Annotated in this window: 21 protein-coding genes; 10 read left to right on the forward strand and 11 right to left on the reverse strand. The window is 44.3% G+C overall.

The window, feature by feature from the left end; translation table 11 throughout:
* The first annotated feature begins 109 nt into the window (after positions 1 to 109).
* On the forward strand, positions 110 to 1,831 hold the full coding sequence (lysS, locus tag IDJ77_RS03190) for a lysine--tRNA ligase (RefSeq protein ID WP_191187490.1): 1,722 nt from the start codon (positions 110 to 112) through the stop codon (positions 1,829 to 1,831).
* A gap of 54 nt (positions 1,832 to 1,885) precedes the next feature.
* Here lysS and IDJ77_RS03195 read toward each other — a convergent pair whose 3' ends face one another.
* The gene (locus tag IDJ77_RS03195; RefSeq protein ID WP_191187491.1) at positions 1,886 to 2,827 is read right to left on the reverse strand and encodes a hypothetical protein; all 942 of its coding nucleotides are present in this window, start codon (positions 2,825 to 2,827) and stop codon (positions 1,886 to 1,888) included.
* Positions 2,828 to 3,459: 632 nt separating this feature from the next.
* Here IDJ77_RS03195 and IDJ77_RS03200 point away from each other — a divergent pair.
* Together IDJ77_RS03200 and IDJ77_RS03205 are read left to right on the forward strand one after the other, a co-directional pair.
* Positions 3,460 to 4,014 (forward strand): hypothetical protein, encoded by a 555-nt coding sequence (locus tag IDJ77_RS03200; RefSeq protein ID WP_224750947.1) that lies wholly within the window; start codon positions 3,460 to 3,462, stop codon positions 4,012 to 4,014.
* Positions 4,015 to 4,545: 531 nt separating this feature from the next.
* Positions 4,546 to 4,761, forward strand: a complete 216-nt coding sequence (locus IDJ77_RS03205) for a hypothetical protein (RefSeq protein ID WP_191187492.1) — start codon at positions 4,546 to 4,548, stop codon at positions 4,759 to 4,761.
* Between the two features lie 12 nt (positions 4,762 to 4,773).
* On the opposite strand, the gene IDJ77_RS03210 is transcribed toward IDJ77_RS03205, so the two are convergent.
* Positions 4,774 to 5,331 carry a DUF2892 domain-containing protein gene (locus IDJ77_RS03210; protein ID WP_191187493.1) on the reverse strand — a complete coding sequence of 186 codons (558 nt, stop codon included), beginning with the start codon at positions 5,329 to 5,331 and terminating at the stop codon, positions 4,774 to 4,776.
* Positions 5,332 to 5,403: 72 nt separating this feature from the next.
* Between IDJ77_RS03210 and ung the strand changes: the two genes are divergently transcribed.
* Positions 5,404 to 6,084: a uracil-DNA glycosylase gene (gene ung / locus IDJ77_RS03215; RefSeq protein WP_191187494.1), complete on the forward strand. Its 681-nt coding sequence runs from the start codon at positions 5,404 to 5,406 to the stop codon at positions 6,082 to 6,084.
* A 100-nt stretch (positions 6,085 to 6,184) separates the two neighbouring features.
* Here ung and IDJ77_RS03220 read toward each other — a convergent pair whose 3' ends face one another.
* Positions 6,185 to 6,820, reverse strand: a complete 636-nt coding sequence (locus IDJ77_RS03220) for a DUF2306 domain-containing protein (RefSeq protein ID WP_191187495.1) — start codon at positions 6,818 to 6,820, stop codon at positions 6,185 to 6,187.
* A gap of 137 nt (positions 6,821 to 6,957) precedes the next feature.
* Positions 6,958 to 7,428 carry an Lrp/AsnC family transcriptional regulator gene (locus IDJ77_RS03225; RefSeq protein ID WP_191187496.1) on the reverse strand — a complete coding sequence of 157 codons (471 nt, stop codon included), beginning with the start codon at positions 7,426 to 7,428 and terminating at the stop codon, positions 6,958 to 6,960.
* Between the two features lie 129 nt (positions 7,429 to 7,557).
* On the opposite strand from IDJ77_RS03225, the gene IDJ77_RS03230 reads away from it, so the two are divergent.
* From IDJ77_RS03230 to smpB, 3 genes are read left to right on the forward strand one after another with little or no spacing between them, the layout of a single operon-like run.
* A complete protein-coding gene (locus IDJ77_RS03230; RefSeq protein WP_191187497.1) occupies positions 7,558 to 8,208 on the forward strand; it encodes a metal-dependent transcriptional regulator in 651 nt (216 codons plus the stop codon).
* Positions 8,205 to 10,085 carry an Nramp family divalent metal transporter gene (locus IDJ77_RS03235; protein ID WP_191187498.1) on the forward strand — a complete coding sequence of 627 codons (1,881 nt, stop codon included), beginning with the start codon at positions 8,205 to 8,207 and terminating at the stop codon, positions 10,083 to 10,085. Before IDJ77_RS03230 ends, IDJ77_RS03235 begins: the two co-directional genes overlap by 4 nt.
* 19 nt (positions 10,086 to 10,104) lie before the next feature.
* Entirely contained in the window at positions 10,105 to 10,554 is a 450-nt protein-coding gene (gene smpB, locus IDJ77_RS03240) for an SsrA-binding protein SmpB (protein ID WP_128533165.1), read from the forward strand.
* A gap of 121 nt (positions 10,555 to 10,675) precedes the next feature.
* Here smpB and IDJ77_RS03245 read toward each other — a convergent pair whose 3' ends face one another.
* From IDJ77_RS03245 to IDJ77_RS03255, 3 genes are all read right to left on the reverse strand, one after another.
* Positions 10,676 to 11,332 (reverse strand): protein-L-isoaspartate(D-aspartate) O-methyltransferase, encoded by a 657-nt coding sequence (locus IDJ77_RS03245; RefSeq protein WP_191187499.1) that lies wholly within the window; start codon positions 11,330 to 11,332, stop codon positions 10,676 to 10,678.
* A 108-nt stretch (positions 11,333 to 11,440) separates the two neighbouring features.
* On the reverse strand, positions 11,441 to 13,930 hold the full coding sequence (gene priA / locus IDJ77_RS03250; protein ID WP_191187500.1) for a replication restart helicase PriA: 2,490 nt from the start codon (positions 13,928 to 13,930) through the stop codon (positions 11,441 to 11,443).
* A 4-nt stretch (positions 13,931 to 13,934) separates the two neighbouring features.
* Positions 13,935 to 14,321, reverse strand: a complete 387-nt coding sequence (locus IDJ77_RS03255; RefSeq protein ID WP_191187501.1) for a DUF423 domain-containing protein — start codon at positions 14,319 to 14,321, stop codon at positions 13,935 to 13,937.
* An 86-nt stretch (positions 14,322 to 14,407) separates the two neighbouring features.
* On the opposite strand from IDJ77_RS03255, the gene IDJ77_RS03260 reads away from it, so the two are divergent.
* Entirely contained in the window at positions 14,408 to 16,018 is a 1,611-nt protein-coding gene (locus IDJ77_RS03260; RefSeq protein WP_191187502.1) for a hypothetical protein, read from the forward strand.
* 121 nt (positions 16,019 to 16,139) lie between these two features.
* Entirely contained in the window at positions 16,140 to 17,579 is a 1,440-nt protein-coding gene (locus IDJ77_RS03265) for a DUF5723 family protein (protein ID WP_191187503.1), read from the forward strand.
* Here the strand turns inward: IDJ77_RS03265 and tsaB are convergent.
* The 4 genes from tsaB to rpmH all read right to left on the reverse strand — a co-directional run bounded on the left by tsaB (position 17,576) and on the right by rpmH (position 19,233).
* Positions 17,576 to 18,277 carry a tRNA (adenosine(37)-N6)-threonylcarbamoyltransferase complex dimerization subunit type 1 TsaB gene (tsaB, locus tag IDJ77_RS03270; protein ID WP_224750948.1) on the reverse strand — a complete coding sequence of 234 codons (702 nt, stop codon included), beginning with the start codon at positions 18,275 to 18,277 and terminating at the stop codon, positions 17,576 to 17,578. The two genes, IDJ77_RS03265 and tsaB, sit on opposite strands and share 4 nt — an antisense overlap.
* A 98-nt stretch (positions 18,278 to 18,375) precedes the next feature.
* Positions 18,376 to 18,618: a membrane protein insertion efficiency factor YidD gene (gene yidD, locus IDJ77_RS03275; RefSeq protein ID WP_191187504.1), complete on the reverse strand. Its 243-nt coding sequence runs from the start codon at positions 18,616 to 18,618 to the stop codon at positions 18,376 to 18,378.
* Positions 18,615 to 18,998 carry a ribonuclease P protein component gene (locus tag IDJ77_RS03280; RefSeq protein ID WP_191187505.1) on the reverse strand — a complete coding sequence of 128 codons (384 nt, stop codon included), beginning with the start codon at positions 18,996 to 18,998 and terminating at the stop codon, positions 18,615 to 18,617. The genes yidD and IDJ77_RS03280 overlap by 4 nt, the downstream gene beginning before the upstream one ends.
* 76 nt (positions 18,999 to 19,074) lie before the next feature.
* Complete coding sequence (gene rpmH, locus IDJ77_RS03285; protein ID WP_096351641.1) at positions 19,075 to 19,233, reverse strand: 50S ribosomal protein L34; 159 nt, start codon at positions 19,231 to 19,233, stop codon at positions 19,075 to 19,077.
* A gap of 143 nt (positions 19,234 to 19,376) precedes the next feature.
* Here rpmH and IDJ77_RS03290 point away from each other — a divergent pair, with 143 nt between their 5' ends.
* Entirely contained in the window at positions 19,377 to 20,249 is an 873-nt protein-coding gene (locus IDJ77_RS03290) for a ChaN family lipoprotein (RefSeq protein WP_191187506.1), read from the forward strand.
* Positions 20,250 to 20,303 lie beyond the last annotated feature (54 nt).

Below are 20,303 nucleotides of genomic sequence, written 5' to 3' on the forward strand. Positions count from 1 at the left end.
GCGTTAATTATCGTAGGATAACGTTGTTTGGTTCTCAAATCTCATATCTAACATCTCATATCTCGCTCAAAAACCCTATTTTTGCACCCTTAAAATACACCGTATTCATATGAGTATTGCGCTATCCGAACAGGAACTTATTCGCCGCGAATCGTTACAAAAACTTCGCGACCTGGGCATCAATCCCTACCCTGCCGAAGCTTATGAAGTTGACGCCTGGGCACAAGATATTAATGACAATTTTAACGCCGCCCCAGATAAGTATAAACAGGTTACCGTAGCCGGCCGTATCATGACGCGCCGTATTATGGGCAGCGCTTCTTTTTTTGAACTTCAGGATAGCACCGGCAGGGTGCAGGTATACATTAAACGCGATGATATTTGCCCCGACGAAGATAAAACGCTCTACAACATCGTATTTAAAAAACTATTAGATATAGGCGATTACGTTGGCGTAAAAGGCTACGTTTTCCTAACCCAAACCGGAGAGATCTCGGTACACGTTCAGGAGTTAACTATTTTATCCAAATCGCTTAAGCCTTTACCCGTTGTAAAACGCGAAGAAGACGGCACCATACACGATGGTTTTACCGACCCGGAAATGCGTTACCGCCAGCGTTATGTGGATTTAACCGTTAACCCGGAATATAAAAACATCTTCATCAACCGCTCTAAAGTGATCAGCGCTATGCGCGATTATTTTAACATCCAGGGCTGGATGGAGGTGGAAACGCCCATATTACAGTCTATACATGGCGGTGCAGCGGCTCGTCCGTTCAATACCCACCATAACACGCTGGACATGCCGCTTTTTCTGCGTATTGCCAACGAGCTTTATCTGAAAAGGCTGATCGTTGCGGGTTTTGATGGCGTTTACGAATTTGGCAAGATGTTCCGTAACGAGGGTATGGACCGTACCCATAACCCGGAATTTACCGCTATGGAAATTTACGTGGCCTATAAAGATTATATCTGGATGATGGCCATGGTGGAGGAGTGTTTAGAAACTGTTGCCAAAGCCGTTCACGGGATCCCGGTGGTGCAGGTTGGAAAGCATGAGATAAATTTTGCCGGCCCTTACGAAAAATTAAGCATGTACGATTCTATCCTGAAATATACCGGGATCGACGTATCTGCAATGGACGAGGCAGGTTTGCTTAAAGTTTGTGCCGACCTGGGGATTGAGACCAATGCAACCATGGGCAAAGGTAAACTGGTTGACGAGATCTTCAGCGCAAAAGTAGAGCACAACCTTATACAGCCAACGTACATTACCGATTACCCTATCGAGATGACGCCGCTTGCCAAAAAACACCGTACAAAAGACGGTTTGGTAGAACGCTTTGAGTTGTTTGTGAATGGTAAGGAAATTGCCAACGCTTACTCGGAATTGAACGACCCGATAGACCAGCGCGAGCGTTTAGAAGAGCAGCTGGTATTGGCCGGCCGCGGCGACGACGAGGCAATGGCGATGGACGACGACTTCCTGCGTGCACTGGAGTACGGCATGCCGCCAACATCGGGCCTGGGTATTGGTATCGACCGTTTGGTGATGCTGATGACCAACCAAAGCACCATACAGGAAGTATTATTCTTCCCGCAGATGCGCCCGGAGAAAAAAGCAAAGGTTGCTACTGCTGATGATTTTATAGCCATTGGTGTACCTGCCGAATGGGTGCCAGTGCTGAATAAAATGGGCTTTAACACCGTAGAAGAATTAAAAGCAGGCAACCCCAACAAAGTGTTTAACGATTTGGGCGGAATGCGCAAAAAATTAAAATTAGACATTGCTATGCCTACTAAAGATGAGGTGATGGCTTGGTTTGCATAATGCAAAACCAGATAGCATACAAAAGGCCTTAACGGGCCTTTTTCTGTTTAACAGTTATTCAAATTTCTTCCCTGCCGATACACTTGGCCAATCATCCGTACGAAACGGGCTTACGGGCATCCCTTGTGTATTAAACAGGTTGGCGTCGATACTGGTTTGCCCCAACATAATAACCGATGGTTCAGCTGCGTACGTGCTATCTAAAATAATGGTGCGCTGCATAAACCCTTGCCCGCGGTACGAATATAATCTTCCAACCCATTCCCAGGAGCTGGGCATATATCCCTGCTGCCAGTTATCAAAAAAACTTGCCGACTTTGTGGCCAGTTCTGCGGCTGTATAATTTACAACAGGCGCACCGCGATACGCCCATAGTTTTAAACGCTTATCCGCTCTTGCTGTTAATTCTTTATCATTTACAGGCAAGCCCGGCACCACGGCGGCTAATTCGGGCGAGGAAAGCATGGCGTCCCGGCTTATCCAGTCCTCGGCTTCGGTACCTCCCCAGCTGCTATTGATAATGCCTACGGTAACGTGTAAGTTCTCGGCTAAGCGTTTAGCGTAAAAATACCCCACGGCAGAAAAATCGCCAACGGTACCGGCATTTGCCAACTTCCATTCGCCGCCTGTCAGTTCGGTTTCCGGCTTCAGGCTAACTTTATGCGGAACATAAAACTGGCGCACGGGAACATTCGCGGCAACCTTGCGCTCCGCCTTGTAGCCATATGCGTTCTTTAGCTGGAATTCCATATTAGATTGACCGGAGCAAAGCCATACCTCACCAAGCATAACATCTGTGTACATTATACTTTCTTTACCCGAAGAAACTTTCATGGTATAAGGGCCGCCCTCTTTCATCGGCAGGAAGCTTAACTTCCAGTTACCCTGAGCGTCCGCAATGGCGGTTTTAATCAAGTTGTTTAAGCTAACGCTCACCTTAGCGCGCTTTGCGGCCACACCCCATACAGGGATGGTTTGGTTTCGTTGCAAAACCATATGGTTACTAAATAACTTGGATGGCGCTAATTGGCCATAACCGTTAAGTGATAAGAGACAGGCAAAAAGCGCGGAAAAGAAAACTCGCATGGCGATATGTTGAAGTTTAAATAGGATTGATAAAGATAATTATTAGCCGGTTTGTCTCCGTTTAAATTTTCTTAAAAATACTTTGAAATACAAGTGTTTTATTTAACTTTGAATAACAAAGTACTTTTAGTTACTCAATAGACTCAATGACATGAAGATCTCAAAAACAAAATTCGTTACGCTCTTCCTCGTTTCGGGGTTTGCATTTCAATTCATCTCCAATTCACTTTTGGGATCCGAGGTCCGGCTCTTTCCCGTAAACGGCGAGTGGTTCCCGGGAACAGGATCGGCAATTGCCTGGAAGAGTACGGCAGCCACAATTATATACCCTATCAAAATTGCTTTGATAGGCCCTTTATTGCCATTATTTACAGATCCGGATCCGGCACCGCCAATTTTAGTTTTCGCGTTTGCTTTATACTGGACTGTGATAGCCTTAGTTCTTTATTATCTCCTCAATAAAATAATCACCCGTAAAAAAGCATGACGTTTGGCGTAAAACCACCAAAAAAATTCGGCCTCTTATGTTTTAATATATCGTTATGAATAGACTTGAAGAACTATACTATGAGGCAAAGGCCGATAAGTGGTTTAAGCGATTTGCTGTTTTCTGCCGCGTCGCCTTAGCAGCGAGCTTTATTCCCGCAGGCTATGTCAAGATCGCAGGTGAAAGATTCGCCGCCGGCCTGCCGTCTAACAATCCTTTAGGGCATTACTTCGATGCTTTACATGTTACCGGGTATTACTATACCTTTATTGGAATTGCTCAAATTATAACAGCTATATTATTGCTGATCCCGAGAACGTCCCTTCTGGGTGCATTGATGTATTTTGCCTTTATCGTTAATATTTGCGTGCTTACTTATGCTACCCGGTTTGACGGTACCCGGGGCATCACCTTTATGTTATTGGCCAGTTTGTTTTTATTGGCCTGGAATTACGACCGGTTGAAACACATTTTGCCATTTAAGCAGCCTGAAACAGAGCCCCCTGTGTTAAAAAGACCGCTGGGTGTGCGCCTTCGGATCTGGTTTTTTGGAGGCTCCTTAGCAATCATAGCATTTATCATCATCGGTACTTCTATTTATATGAGATAGTGCCGGGTAACTCTGAAGAAGAGTGCAGAAATCAATGTGCCGGCAGCAAAAACCCCGCGGCCTGCCAGGTTTTCTGTGATTGCATTTATAAACAAGGTAAATCGCTGAATAGTTGTTTGGCAACTTTTAATAGCGCGAAAGATATTCGCAAATCTGACAGGAAGTAGCAGAGTCCACCGCAATTGGATATAATCATGTCCAAATCCGTTCAGAAAAGGCATGTTTATAGGCCTAAATATTTGCTGATAAAAGCCGGGAGGTTTGCATTAACTCAATTGCAACAAACGCCGCAATAAATTCACGCTGTTCGTTATGATTAAAACAATAAAGTGTGAATTAAGGCTTATTACACACAAATAGAAATTTGTAACTCATTCTATTCCTGATAGTTTTATCAACACCGGTCTTCCACAATTGTGAAAAACAATTGGCCCGGTTAATTACAATTCCTTAACAGAATGATAAAACTAACCAAACTTTCGTTTTAACTAACATGTTTAACTTTATATCAAACACACTAATAAGAATACCATGACTAATTCGATCCTCGAGATAACCGAAAACGAATACCTGATAAAACTAAACAGAAATACTTTCAATCTATCGTTTATACGCAGCCTGCTTAAAATGGTGGAGGTGGCCGAGCCATCCGAAGAGAAAGCTTTTAATGTGGTAGACAGGCATATCGCCGCAAATCAAAATCATTCTTCGGAGCCGGATTATTTCAGCTCGCTCGACGAGAAATAAGATCTTTCCTGCTTAGAATTTCTGCTGACGGAAGCCGCCGCGTACTACCTGCTGCTTATCCATCTGTGCCATCTGGCCTTTCATCATTTTTATCTGGTCGGCAAGCAGTTTGTTCTTATCGTCCTTAGCAGCTTCCTTTAAATAAATTTCGGCGTTACGCTTATCGCGTTTTGCCATCGCAATACCTGCAAGGCTCAGTTTAGCCAGCGCAGTGTTGTGGCTCATGCCCATTCCCAGGCTTAGCGCCTTCTTAAAGTATTTCTCAGATTTTAGCGGCGCCTTGCGCGATTCTATCAAGCCGATAAGCAGGTTGTAGTAACCATGCTGGCCTTTATACAGTTGTTTTTCGTAGTCGGTAATTTTTAGCAGCCATTTTCCGGATTCATCGGTATTTTCTTTACGCAGGTAGTACTGCGCAATCAGCATGTTCTCGTTAAAAAAGAAGGTAAGCAGTATTAAACCGCCAATTAAAAACACAGGTATCCCCCATCCCCAAAAACCAAACACACACAGGGCAACACCGCCACCCATTGTAACACAAGCAATAATTAACCTAACTATATTCGACATAATTTGTATTAGTATAATCAAAGTGCAAATATCGTTATTTGTAAGCTAAATAAAACATCTGTATTAATATTTATGGCAGGAGAATTAGAGCCCGGCTGGCAGAAAGCCATCGGCACCGAATTAACAAAACCGTATATGCTGGATCTGAAAAATTTCCTGATGCAGGAGAAGGAAGCCGGCCATATTACTTACCCAAAAAACAAGGAAATTTTTAACGCTTTTAATATTACACCTTTTGATAAGGTAGAGGTAGTAATTATCGGGCAAGACCCTTACCACGGCCCCAACCAGGCACACGGGCTTTCCTTTTCGGTACGCGAAGGGGTACCAGTTCCACCATCCTTAAAAAACATTTATAAAGAATTAGCTACCGATATCCCCGGCTTCCGCATCCCCCAAACCGGCGACCTCACCAAATGGGCCGAACAAGGCGTACTATTATTAAACGCAACGCTAACTGTTCGCGCGGCTACTGCCGGCTCGCATCAAAAAAAAGGCTGGGAAAAATTTACCGATGCCGCCATCAAAACCCTGTCGGACGAGAAGACCGGCCTGGTGTTTATTCTTTGGGGTGCCTACGCCCAATCAAAAAGCGTGCTCATTAATCCCAACAATAACCACCTCATCATTAAATCAACCCATCCTTCGCCCCTGGCGGTAAGCCACGGCGGGTTCTTCGGATCCAAACCGTTTTCTAAAACAAATGAGTTTTTGAAGAAAGAGGGTAAGGAAGAAATCGATTGGCAGATATGAGCCCAAGCGCGGCCCCCACGCCCCCCTGAAGAGGGAGTTTTTCAAAAGTGAAAGCCCTTTAACATTCGTCAAAGGACTTTATTAAAACTTTGTTCCACATTCAGGGGGTTTGGGGACTGGAGATACCATTCCTTTTATTTACAATGATAAGGGCGACTACAAGATTAGGCACCCAACACAGCCACGAAACAATGCGATAGGCAGGGATAAAATCATGAAACACAAAGGCTGATAGTAGCGGCAACCAAATACGCAAGGTAACAGCTGCAAACGTGAGCGCATAATTACAGATCATCCATTTTTGGTGTAGACTGACATGGCCCTGCCTTATAGTGGTATATGCTTTTACGTCACTAATTAGCCAGATAATGGCTAACGAGCCAAAGCCCAATACACAAATCAGTCCGCCTGTAGCAAAAAACGCGATGTATAAGGCCGCTATACTACTCAGCGCCACAGCTATAACATATACTTTACCCACTACGCGGTGTATTTGTAAGTAACGCCGGCGTAAACGGGCGCTAAATTGCGTCCAGCCGATTAAAAGGGCCACCCCGCCAAAAATAATGTGAATATAAAAAGCGGTGTTCCAGATATCACTATTCAGAATAGCTTTTGGTTTTGACTGCAATAAACCGTTCGACCGCATATCGACCAAAAAATAAAGTAAGGGATACAGGCCAATAGCAATGGCAAAAAAAGCGAATGGGATCCAGGGTAGGTTTTTAAGTTTCATTGCTGTTTAGACCATTAAAACCATAATTGTGTTACAGCGGATATTTAAAGGCAAAACAATTAAGGTACGAGACACAAAAAAGCCAGGAATCAAAAAAAAGTCTTGATTCCTGGCTCTTGAATTCTTGTATCTAATTTCTAATATTCCAGCGGCACTATCGGCTCTTTCTTGCTGGTGCTCATGATCATCATGGTTTGGAAAGTTTTTACCACGGTGATGCGGCTTATCTTATCCATAATAAGGCGTTCGTACGATTTAATATCGCGCACGTATACCTTCAGCAGAAAATCGCATTGCCCGGTTACGTGATGGCACTCGGTAACTTCTTTAATAGTTTGGATCTCGTCCAAAAATGTTTGGATGGTATTCTTCTGATGAAAATCCAGTGAGATCTGTATAAAGGTCTTAATGCCCAAACCCAATTTCTCCTCGTCCACTAAAGCGTGATAGCTTTTAATGTACTCGGCGTTCTCCAGTTTGCGCACACGTTCTAACGTAGGTGCCGGCGAAAGCCCTATTTCGTTAGATAGCTGCAAGTTGGTTATGCGGCCGTTTTCTTGTAATATCTTGAGTATTTGGAGGTCTATCTTATCTAATTCAGCTGCCATGGTACATGCAAATATAAAATAATCTGCTTCACACAAAATATAATTCCATATAAATATCATTTAACAAAACAATTTAAGAATAATTTCATTTTTTTAGACGAGTCTAAAAATAATATTATATTTGCCTAAATGAATACATTAGCCGAGGAAAATTACTTAAAGGCCATCTATAAGTTAGCCTCGCTTACAGAAAACGTGAGCACTAACCAAATAGCGGCATCGCTGGAAACAAAAGCCTCGTCGGTTACAGATATGTTGCGCAAGCTGTCAGATAAAACCCTCATTAATTATACCCGCTACCAGGGCGTGAGCCTTACCGAGGCCGGCGAAAAAGTGGCTATCAACATCATCCGTAAGCACCGGCTTTGGGAGTACTTTTTGGTAGAGAAGCTGAATTTTAAATGGGATGAGGTGCACGATATGGCCGAAGAAATGGAGCATATCTCCTCTAACGAATTAATAGACCGGCTGGATGAGTTTATGGGCTTCCCAAAGCGCGACCCGCACGGCGACCCGATCCCCGATTGCAACGGGCAGTTTAAAACAAATGATCTTAAACCAATTTCAGCGCTGGCTGTTAGTGCCGGGGGTATCATTTCGGGAGTTAGGGACCACACGTCAGTATTTTTACAATACCTGGAGAAACAGGGGCTCATCATCGGCAAAAAAATAATGATAAAAGAGGTTATCAGTTACGATAACACAGTAGTACTGCAAATGGATAACAAAACTTTACAAATAAGCCGCGAGGTGGCCAATAACCTTTTAATAGCTATATGATAACAAACGAATCGTTAGGCAATGTACACAACTCGGTAGGTACCGAAAATAAAACCGGCTGGCGCAAATTGCTTTCCTTTTTAGGCCCGGCCTATTTGGTAAGTGTAGGTTATATGGATCCCGGCAACTGGGCAACGGATTTGGCTGCCGGCAGCCAGTTTGGTTACAAGCTAATATGGGTGTTGTTGTTATCAAATATGATTGCCCTGCTTTTGCAGAACCTTTGCGTAAGGCTGGGCATAGTGCGCGGGCTTGATCTGGCGCAGGCATCCAAGCACTCGTACCCGCGTTTTGTGAATTTTTGCCTATACATATTGGCGCAGATCTCTATAATCGCCTGCGACCTGGCAGAGGTGATAGGCATGGCCATCGGTTTAAACCTGCTATTTGGCCTGCCCCTGATATGGGGCGTATCTATTACCATGTTGGATACCCTGCTGCTTTTGTTTTTACTGAACAAAGGGATGCGCAAGCTGGAAGGATTTATTATCTCATTGATATTTATTGTAGGGCTGGCCTTTTTATTGGAGATGTTTATTGTGCAGCCACATGTAATAGATGTTGCCAAAGGTTTTATCCCCACGGCATTAAATGAGCGGTCTTTGTATTTAGCCATTGGTATTATCGGTGCCACAGTAATGCCGCATAATCTTTACCTCCACTCATCACTGGTGCAAACCAGGAAGATAGACCGCACGGAAGAAGGCATCAAAACCGCCATCCGTTATAACTTTTGGGATACCACCATCGCGCTTAACCTTGCCTTTTTTGTAAATGCCGCGATACTGATACTGGCAGCAACCGCCTTTTTTGGCAGGGGCTACCACGAGGTGGCCGAAATACAGGATGCGCATAAATTGCTTAGCAATATCTTTGGTAAGCTGGCACCGGCACTGTTTGCTATAGCGCTGATAGCCGCCGGGCAAAGCTCCACCGTAACCGGTACACTTGCCGGGCAAATTATTATGGAGGGGCACTTAAACCTGCGTATTGCGCCATGGCTACGGCGTTTGATCACCCGGATATTTGCCATAGTGCCCGCGTTTTTCACCATATTGTATGCCGGCGAAGAAGGGTTAGGCAAGCTGTTGATACTAAGCCAGGTGGTGTTAAGCCTGCAACTGGGTTTTGCCATTATCCCGCTGATCCATTTTACATCTGATAAAAAACGGATGGGCAAATTTGCTACCAGCCTGCCTTTAAGGGTTTTGGCCTGGGTATTTGCAGTGTTGATAGTTGGATTGAATGCAAGGCTGGTTATACAAGAGATAGGCAACTGGGCAGATGCTAACCAGGGCTCGGCCAATTTAGTGCACTTTGTAATAACGCCGATAGCTGTTGGTGTTGCGGCGCTGCTGCTTTACGTTTTCCTGCGCCCGCTGTTATGGAAACATACCGATCAGCGAGTTTACATCCCCCATGGTATCGCGGCTTCGCTGGATAATTTGGAGCCCGTACATTACAACCATATTGCAGTAACGATCGATTTCTCTAAGAACGACCAGGACTGTATACGCCATGCTTTAATGCAGGGCGGCAAGAAGGCCAGGTACAGCCTGATACACGTGGTAGAAACGGCCGGTGCACGGTACTACGGCAAACAGGTAATGGACAACGAAACCCAAAGCGACGTAAACAATTTAGAAAAGTATGTGGATGCCTTAACCAAACTAAATTACAAAGTGGAAGCCAGGATAGGCTATGGTGTTGCGGCAACTGCTATTGCCGAAATTGTTAATACCGAAGGCATCGATTTTATTGTAATGGGTTCGCATGGGCACAAAGCGCTTAAGGACCTGATATTTGGCACCACCGTTAACAGCGTAAGGCACAAGGTAAATGTACCGGTGCTGGTTGTTAAGCCGGCCGCAAAATAATTTGCATATTTGCAGCGTAATGAAGCAGGATATCTACATCAAGAATAAAAAGGCATACTTTGAGTACCACATACTAGATAAATACGTAGCGGGTATACAACTGCTGGGTACCGAGATAAAATCCATCCGTGAAGGTAAAGCCAACGTGAACGATGCTTTTTGCACTTTTATTGGCAACCAGCTTTACATCCGTAATCTGCATATTTCCGAGTATTCCTTCGGCTCGTTCTACAATCACGAGGCCAAACGCGATCGCGTGCTGCTGCTCAACAAAAAAGAACTAAAAAAACTACTTACCCGTGGTGAGGAAAAAGGGTTAACCATTATCCCCCTTGCCTTGTTTATCAGCGAGCGTGGTTTTGCCAAAGTAGAAATAGGCCTTGCACAAGGTAAAAAAACCTTCGACAAGCGCGAGACCATGAAGGAGCGCGATACGAAGATTGAGATGGATAGGGCGATGAAAAGGTAGTTTGCAGTTTGCAGTTTGCAGTTTGCAGTTTGCAGTTTGCAGTTTGCAGTTTGCAGTTTGCAGTTTGCAGTTTGCAGCGCTTTACTGACTGCAAACCGTTATCTGAAAACTGCCAACTGGCTCACCACGCCCTATCCCCTACTAACGGCACAAATCTAAAGGTATCCAGCACATGCCTTTCGTAATCATTTTCGCTGGTTTTTAATACGGTAACCATTTTCTGGGATTTTTCGTCGCCAACGGGGATAACTAAAATACCGCCGATATTGAGCTGTTTTAATAGCAGATCGGGCACGGTTGGGGCGCCGGCGGTTACAATGATCTTGTCATACGGCGCATCACTTGCTATGCCTATCGAGCCATCGCCCAAAAAGAATTTTGGCTTGTAACCCATATAAGGCAATACTTGTATGGTACGTTCGTAAAGTTTTTCCTGGCGCTCTATGGTGAATACTTTGGCACCAACCTCCATCAATACACAGGTTTGATAACCACAGCCGGTGCCAATCTCTAATACTTTATCGCCTTTACGAATGTGGAGCAATTCGGTTTGATAAGCTACCGTATAAGGCTGCGAAATGGTTTGCCCTGCCCCTATCGGGAAGGCAATGTCCTTGTAAGCCTGGTTCCAAAAAGTTTCATCAAAAAAATAGTGCCGGGGTACTTTGCCAATGGCTGTTAATACCCGCTCGTCTTCAATTCCTTTTTTTCGTAAAACCTCAACCAGTCTTTTTCGTGCACCTTGCTCGCGGTAATTATCAATAAACTTGTACGCCATCGTTACAAAATTAACACGATTAAAGGATTTAACGATTAACCTAATAAGTTTGCCAAAAGATTTAGCTTTATTTAGTTGACTAAGAGGCGAAATAGTTATACACAACCATTAATAGGGATCAACATCCGGCTGCACAATACATCCCTTACTCAACTTCGTGGTCTGAAATTGCGTGATCACATCGCGCATTAAGGCTTTTGCCTTTACTACAGAGATACTATCCCGCTCAAACTTCAGCATAATGGTTTTGATGTAGTAGTTGCGGATGCGGTTGATAAGCGGCGCTTCAGGGCCTATGACACGGTCGCCGAAGTGCTTGCGGAGTTCGTTGGTAAGATATTCGGCCTGGTTATATAATATCTCGGGGTTCTTGTGCTTTACATCTACACTGATAATGCGGTAAAATGGCGGGTATTTAAAGCTTTTGCGCTCTTCCATTTCCGTAAAGTACAGGTCGGCGTAGTCGTTCTCTATCACCTGTTTTATCACGCGGTGGCCGGGGTCGTAGGTTTGTATAACTACTTTACCCTGCTTGCCCCGGCGACCTGCCCTGCCGCTCACCTGCGCCAGCATCTGGAAGCTGCGCTCATTGGCACGGTAGTCGGGATATTTTAAAAGGCTATCGGCATTAATTATGCCTATCACGGTTACATCCGCAAAATCGAGCCCTTTGGCAACCATTTGGGTACCTATTAATATATCTATCTTTTTTTCTTCCAGATTATTCAAAATGGTTTGCAGCGAATTGCGGGAGCGAGTGGTATCCAGGTCCATCCTCGCCAGGCGAACATCGGGCATTAATACCGATAATTCATCCTCTACCTTCTCGGTACCAAATCCCTTGTATTCTAAATGAGTAGAACCACATGCAGGGCAAACCGATGGCGTATCTTCTTTGTAACCGCAATAATGGCAATGCAGCTTGGTAGTATGTTTGTGGTAGGTAAGGCTCACATCGCAGTTGATACATTTTGGGGTGTAGGCACAAACCCGGCACATCAGCACCGGCGCATAACCCCTGCGGTTTTGGAAGAGGATCACCTGTTCTTTGTTCTCCAGCGCCAGCTGCATATCCGCCATCAGCACGCTGGTAAAGTGCGATTGCATGGTTTTTTGCTTCAGTTCTTTAGAAATGCTTACTACCTCCACCAAGGGCAACTGTACACCGCCGTAACGCTCGGTTAGTTCAACCAGGCCATATTTATGGGTGCGCGCATTGTAATAAGTTTCAAACGAGGGTGTAGCCGAGCCTAAAAGCACTTTGCCGCTGTGCATGTTAGCCAAATAAATAGCTGTATCGCGGGCATTGTATCGTGGCGCGGGGTCGTATTGTTTATAGGAGGTTTCGTGTTCTTCATCTACAATGATCAATCCCAGATCATGAAAAGGCAGGAATACCGACGAGCGCGCGCCAAGCACAACCTTGTATTCATTACGAAGAACCTTTTGCCAAACCTCCACCCGCTCGTTATCATTAAAGCGCGAGTGATAAACACCTATGGTACCACCAAAATAAATGCGCAACCTTTCGATGATGTGAGTAGTTAAAGCAATTTCGGGCAGCAAATAAAGTACCTGCCGGCCGGTTGCTATCATCTCTTCTATCAGCTTGATATAGATCTGCGTTTTACCCGAGGCTGTTACGCCATGCAGCAGCACCACGTCCTTCTTTTCAAAATATTGCTGTGCTTCGCCCAAAGCCAGTTGCTGGGCTTCGCTCAGCGTAAAATTGCTTATCGCCTCGTCGTCTTCTTCATAGCCAAGGCGACTTATCGTTTTGTGCTCGGCAAAAAACACCTCCTTTTCTATAAGAGATTTGATACTTGACTCGCCCGCACCGCTTTCTTCTATCAACTCGTTTTTTGCTACCGCTTTTTGCTGGCGCGATAATTTCAGGTAGGTCAGCAGCGCATCGGCTTGTTTTGGCGCGCGCTTTTCCAGGATCTCAAAAAGCTCTTTACGGTTGTCGGAGTTGTGGTAAACGGGGTTTAAAGTGATATAAGTTTTCTTGCGCGGCTTATACCGTTCGCTTACTTCTTCGGATATCGTAATGATATTCTTCTCGAAAAGCGATTTCAATATCGGCATTACCGTTTTTTGGCCCAGCAGTTTCACAATATCGCTTACCGTTAACTCCGGCTGAATATCAAGCGCTTCGGTAATGAGGTATTCCTTATCGTTCAGTTGGGTTTTATCGTACTCAAACTCCCGGTTCAGCATCACCTTTGTTTCGCTGGCCAGTTTTAGGGCCGAAGGCAAAGCTGCGTTCATCACTTCTCCTTCATTGCACATATAATATTCGGCAAGCCAGTGCCAAAACTGCAGCTGTCGTTGGGTAACTACCGGTGCATCGTCCAATATTTCGATAATGTATTTCGCTTCGTATTTTTCTGGCGCATGCTCGCTGATGGCTGCGATAATGGCCGTGTAGAGCTTGCTTTTGCCAAACTGCACCACCACCCTTTTACCCACTACGGCTGCATCGTTCATCTCGAACGGCACTCGATAGGTATAGTTGCGGCTGATAGCCAAAGGCAATATCACCTCAACAAAAAGCGTTTTACGGTTGTGCAGCTGCACCTCAGCAAATTCTAACATCAGGTTATTTGTTTCGGAAAGCGGCAAGTGCCAGTGTTACCCAGCCAATTATAAACAGCAAGCCACCAACAGGAGTAACCGGGCCAATGGCCTTTAGGCCGGGCATTTTCAGCAGGTCGCGGCAAGCCAGTAAATAAAGCGAGCCCGAGAAAAGGATAATACCAAATGTGAACAAATAATAAGTGGCAATTAACGGCCCATTTTTAAACTGGGAAAACGTGGACAAAAACAACAAGGCTAAAACGTGGTAGAACTGGTATTGCACCGCGGTTTGCCATACTTCCAATTGCCGGGGCTCAAGCGATCCCTTTAGGGCATGCGCCCCAAAAGCGCCACAAATAACAGCAATAGCGCCAAACAGCGCCGCGGTTATAATAATTTGTTTGTTCATGCAGATATAAAAGGCTAAGTTAACCAAATGAAAGTATTACTTTATTGTGGTACGGTAAAATTCTAACTTGCGTTCGCAAAACCGAGATGAAAAAACTCATTCTATTTACACTTATTTTAGTTGCCGCAACCGGGTATATTACCGTTAAGTACTTTAAAAGCTTAAAGTCATCAGGTATGCACGCCGGCAATATTATGCGTACCATTCCGGATAGTGCCGTTGCCGTGTTTGAGTTTAGCAACGATAAGGGTTTTTACGATATTTTTGCCGACAATACTTTACTGGGCAGCTTGGTTGGCGAACAAAAAATGAGCGAGCTGGACATTGTTAGAAAAACACTCTTCGCCAATCCCTTATTGCAGCAGCTGTTTGATGGCAGCAATATTTTCATCTCGCTCCACTCATCCGGCCAGCCCGAAACAGAATTACTGCTTACAGCAGCAGCCGCAAAAGATGCAGATATGGTTGCATTTGATGCCCTTGCCAAACAAAAGAAGACCGGCATGTTGATAAGCCCACTAACTATCGACGAAAAAAAGGGCTACACTATCTTCTTCGCCCAATTAAAAAAGCGCTTTTATATTATTAATACCGACGAAAACATCTACTCAGCAAGTTTCTCTAAAGAATTACTTACCAGGGCCGCCTTATACAAAAACGATAAAGAAACCGAAACGTTCATCCCCCTGCCCGATCAGCAAAACTCAAACTCGCTGGCCAATTTATACATCAACTACAGCCAGCTCTCGCCCTTATTCGATCAGTTGTTTAAAAGCAAAAACCAAGACCTGTTTAAAAGCTTCCGGCTACTGCCTGCGTCGGCCGCGTTAAACCTTAATTATAAAACAGATGCATTGATGTTTAACGGGTACACCAATATACAAACCGATAAACCGGCAAGTTACCTAAACCTGTTTACCAGCCAGCTACCGGTACTAAACAACCTGAAGGAGATCTTCCCTTCAACCATCGCTTACTCTATGGATATGGCTGTTTCTAACCCGGTAAAATTCCTTGCCGACCTGGCAGTGTTTCATGATAAAGCCGGTTTAAAAACAGAGAAGGATACCCTCTTTACACGTATAAAAGCCGAAACGGGGATCGACCTGCGGACAGAGTTTAGCAGAGAATTAAGCAATGAATTTGCAGTGGTTACCACACGTTACCGCGAGCGGTTTGCCCTGATAGCCATAAAAGATGGTTCGAAGTTGCGCCCGGTGATGACCAACATAAGCACCATGATAAATGACGAAACCGGCGAGTTTAATTATAATAAACTCCCCTACTTTTTATTAGGTGATGCTTTCAATTCTTTTAAACGCCCGTACTTCCGCATTATTGATAACTACCTGGTACTGGCAAATAGCTTAAAAGAATTGGATAGCTACAGCGATAGTTACCTTAACCGTAAATTTTTAAACAAAACTGTACAATACAATCGCTTTGATAATTTAATGGGCGAGCGCAGCAACGTTACGTTTTTTATCAACTTTAAAAATGCCCAATTGATATTAGAGAACGACCTGAAAGACAATTTCTTTAATGCTTACAGAAGCAACAAATTATCGCTGGAAAACTTTTACGCCGCATCTTACCAGCTTACCGCTACCGATAATAACTTTTATACCAATTTCTGTATGTTGCAAAATGCAATTGATACAACCGGTAGTGTTAAAACAGCCAAAAGTCTCCAATAAATACAACCCTAAGCGCTTTATTCCGTTAAAAGGTATAATATTTGGCTAAGCTAACCCCCAAGTCAAATTGCATTTATATATTTAGGGGCGTTTAGCGCGAGCATAGATACGGCGAGATTTTATGAAGAAATTTTTATTGGCACTTTCCTTACTACTTTTTACACTCCATTCTTTTGGCCAACAATTTTCTCAATACAACACCGGCACCCTTTACGATTCTTTCGAAAACCCCTCGCGTGCCTCCTTCACGCCCGATTCCAGCAGAAAATACGCCTTCAACTTCTTTTTGCCAAACTTTTCGGTAAACTCGTTTTTAACGGGTAATTCGCAGGTACCATTAAAAACCAGGGCCTTTTTAGGAAATTATACCACTACCAATTTAAAATTTGGCGAGAACAGGTTTAACCGTTTCAACGCCAACATCAATTATTACTCCATTATGTATAAGGCGTATACCAACCTGGATGGTGATGCCGAGATTGGTATATCCACCCAAACAAAGGCAGAAGGAAGGGGCCTTTTCAGTGATGAATCTGTAGCTTTATTTAATGGCCCTACCGCGTTCGCAGACGACCATTACGATAATATTTTTAATAACAGCGGAACCTACCAGGCCTATCACCAGGTTAGTTTCAGCTACCGCGAAAAAATAAACAAAAAATTTGCCGTGGGCGTTAAGCTAAGCGCTTTGATGGGGTTCCGCTATCAAAAGATAGATGTCGCCACTTCTGCCCTGGATATAGACAGGCCGAACGACCAGGCTTTTTTATCCATGACCGGTAAATACAAATTAAACTATGTACCGGGTGGTTTTACTACGCATGATTACCTGCCCACATTGAGAAACCCCGGGGCAGCCATCGGCGCGGGTGTTTCGTTACGTACACGCGATGCTTTTAACCTGCAATTCAATGTAAAAGATCTTGGTTTTATCCGTTGGAGCAGCCGGTCGACCACGTATGACTTCGCGTCGATGGACACCATCTCCGCCTTTTCTACTTCAAGGCGCGAACGTAATATTTACGAAGCGGCAAAAAACGTGGCAAAAACCAACGAGGTTTTAGGATCATTTGTAACCGCTACAAATGCCAAATTTGAGATCAGTGCCAACAAAACATACTGGTTAGATTACAACAGCCAATACCGGTACTCACCTACGCTGATACTGTCAAAGGAAGTATTTTTCGATGGCTTTACCGCTGCATTGGTTAACCCCATAACGCATAATAATTACACGCTAACGTTTACCACAGCTTACAACAATTATAAGTTATTGAGTTTAGGCGGCCAGTTTATGATAAAAACACCCAATGCAGAGTTTTTTATTGGTAGCGAAAGGCTGTTTCAAACAGGCAGCCTGGTGTTGGCATCCGCCAAAAGTAATTCACAAATAAACCGTAATGCTTCTTATACTGCAGCCGATATATTTTTGGGTGTTACCTTTAAATTTGGCCCGCTGATAGAGCATCCGCTTAACGCCAGCTTTATCCCAATTGAAAATAAGCCGGGGTTCTTTAAACGGATGTTTAGCCGCATCTTCGGGAAAGACGACGAGTATTAGGCGTTTGCTTTTTTACCTGCAATAAAATCCTTAAGGTAATAGGGCTCAAAATAGGCCACATCCACAAAATCTTTTTTATTGAATTTAGTAAGGGCTATGGCAGTAAGATGAACTGCCGAGTTTGTGAAGCCCGGTAAAAAGTGGGCATTGGGGTTTTGGCCCAAAGCCTCCCTGCATTTTTCGGCACCATCACCAAAAAATAAAATTTTATGAGCAGCCAGCACATCTGCAAAGCTATTACTATCTACAATTTCGGCAGCTGTGGGTTTAATTGTATTACCTTGCGCATCAAATACAGCGGTGAACACTTCCATGCGGCGTGCGTCTATCATAGGGCATAACAGCATTCCGGCATCATCCTGTGCAACACCATTGGCCATAGCTGTTAAAGTTTCTACGGCTATCAGCGGCTTATCCAGCGCAAAGCAAAGTCCCTTGGCTGTAGACACCCCTATACGTAAACCCGTGTACGACCCCGGCCCGCAACTTACCGCAACAGCATCAATATCGGCATAAGTAATGCCGGCCGCCCTTACCAGTCCGTCAATATAAACGGTGATAACCTCGGCATGTATATTACGCTGGTCTATCTCTTTAAAACCCAGCACCTCCCCATTACGCGCAAGCGCTACGGAGCAGGAGGTAGTGGCGGTTTCTATTTGTAGTATGGTCATGTTAGTAAATGGTTCATAGTTCATAGATGATGGTTCATGGGTGATTTTGGTTGACAGTTTATTAGGAAAATTACGCACCAGGTTGGTGCCATTAACCATGAACCATCAACTATGAACCAATATCATGGTACCGGATCGTGCCCGTGTCCGCCCCATGGATTACAACTGGCTATGCGTTTTATGGTTAGCCAACCGCCTTTAAAGGCCCCGTATTTTTTTATGGCATCTACGCCGTACTGCGAGCATGTTGGCGTATAACGGCACGATGCCCCGGTTAATGGCGATATAAAGTACTGGTAAAACTTTATCAGCAGCAAAAAAACACCACCAATAAGGCCGGCAAATATATCCCACAAAAATTTCATTTGGATACCTCCGCCGCCATTTGCGCTAAAAGCTTCAGCATCTTTTTTTCGATGAACGAATAATCGCTTATCTCCTTACCAATATAGCCAATGGATAAAACTATACGTTTATCGGCATCGGTAAGCGGTGAGTATAAAAGCGATTGTTTGTTTAAGCGGTAGGCTTCGCGCATGAGGCGCTTTATCAAATTACGGTCTACGGCGCGTTTATAGCGCTTCTTAGCTACCGCGAATAATACCTGCACGGGGAATTGCTGCCCGGGATCCGAGAGCATCCAGGAAGCCCTGAAGGGGTAACATAAAAAAGAAGAACCGTTATGAAAAAGCCCGTCGATAAGCTTCTTGTTACATAACCGTTCTTCTTTTTTAAAAGTATGCATAGTTGTTAGTGCTGAACCTAAATTAAGCTTGTAACCGGTTCGGCCCCTTATTTAATAAGGAGAAACAACCAGTAGATTAAGCTTTGTGGCTGCGCTCGTCAGAAACTGACAATCTTTTGCGGCCTTTGGCTCTTCTTGCTGCTAATATCCTTCTGCCGTTAGCAGTTGACATGCGCTCACGGAAACCGTGTTTATTTCTTCTTTTCCTTTGTGAGGGCTGAAACGTTCTTTTCATGGCTATATTTTATTCTTATTATCCTTAATCTTCCTTTTAAAAAACAAGAGTGCAAATGTAGCGTATTTTTTAGTTTATTCAAATAGAAATGTTGTAATTTGATAACGCGTATTTATTAACATATTAACATCCCTGTTTAAGCTATGAAATTTACTGCCGCCCTTTTGTTTCTGATATTGCCGATCGCTGCCTTTTGCCAGGACCCCATGGCTGCGCACTATAAGGTATACAATACGGCCAAAAACGCCCCTGCGACTATAGATGATATGGTGAACGATATGGCAAAAGCCGACGTGCTTTTCTTTGGCGAGGAGCATAACGACAGCACCGGGCACTATTTGGAAGCGCTGATATTTAAAAAACTGATCGAGAAATACCCGGCAAAAATGGCGCTATCGATGGAGATGTTCCAAACCGATTGCCAAACCGTTTTGAATGAATACCTCGCTGGGTTTATCCGCGAGAAGAACCTGATCACCGAAGGCCGCGCCTGGAAAAACTATAAAGACTACCGCGCAATGGTTGATGCTGCCAAAGACAACCACTTGCCGGTTATTGCCGCCAATGCCCCTACCCGCTACACCAATATGGTTACCCGCGTTGGGCTGGGCGACCTGCAAAAACTGGATGCCACAGCAAAAAGCTGGCTCCCTCCCCTGCCAATTGATACCGCCACGGGCCGCTACTATGAAAAATTTGGTGAGATAATGGGTGGCCATGGCGGCCCCATGAAAGTATATCAATCGCAAAACCTGTGGGATGCTACCATGGCCTACTCCATAGCCCGGTTTTACAAAGCCAACAAAGGCATCAAAATATTCCAGGTGAATGGCGGCTTCCACAGCGAGGAAAAACTGGGGACGGTTGCGCAGCTAAAGAAATATGCGCCTGGTATTAAAGTGATCAATACCCAGGCGTACGCAGATGATAGCTTCGAGACACCGGATTGGGGCAAGTTTACCAAGTTTGGCGACTATATTATTCTGACTAATCCTAAGTTGCCGAAGACGTTTTAGTTCATTAGTTCATTAGTTCATTAGTTGAAATTTGCTTTCGCGTTAATTGGTTCG

The organism is Mucilaginibacter pankratovii, from assembly GCF_014773265.1.
Lineage (GTDB): Bacteria > Bacteroidota > Bacteroidia > Sphingobacteriales > Sphingobacteriaceae > Mucilaginibacter > Mucilaginibacter pankratovii.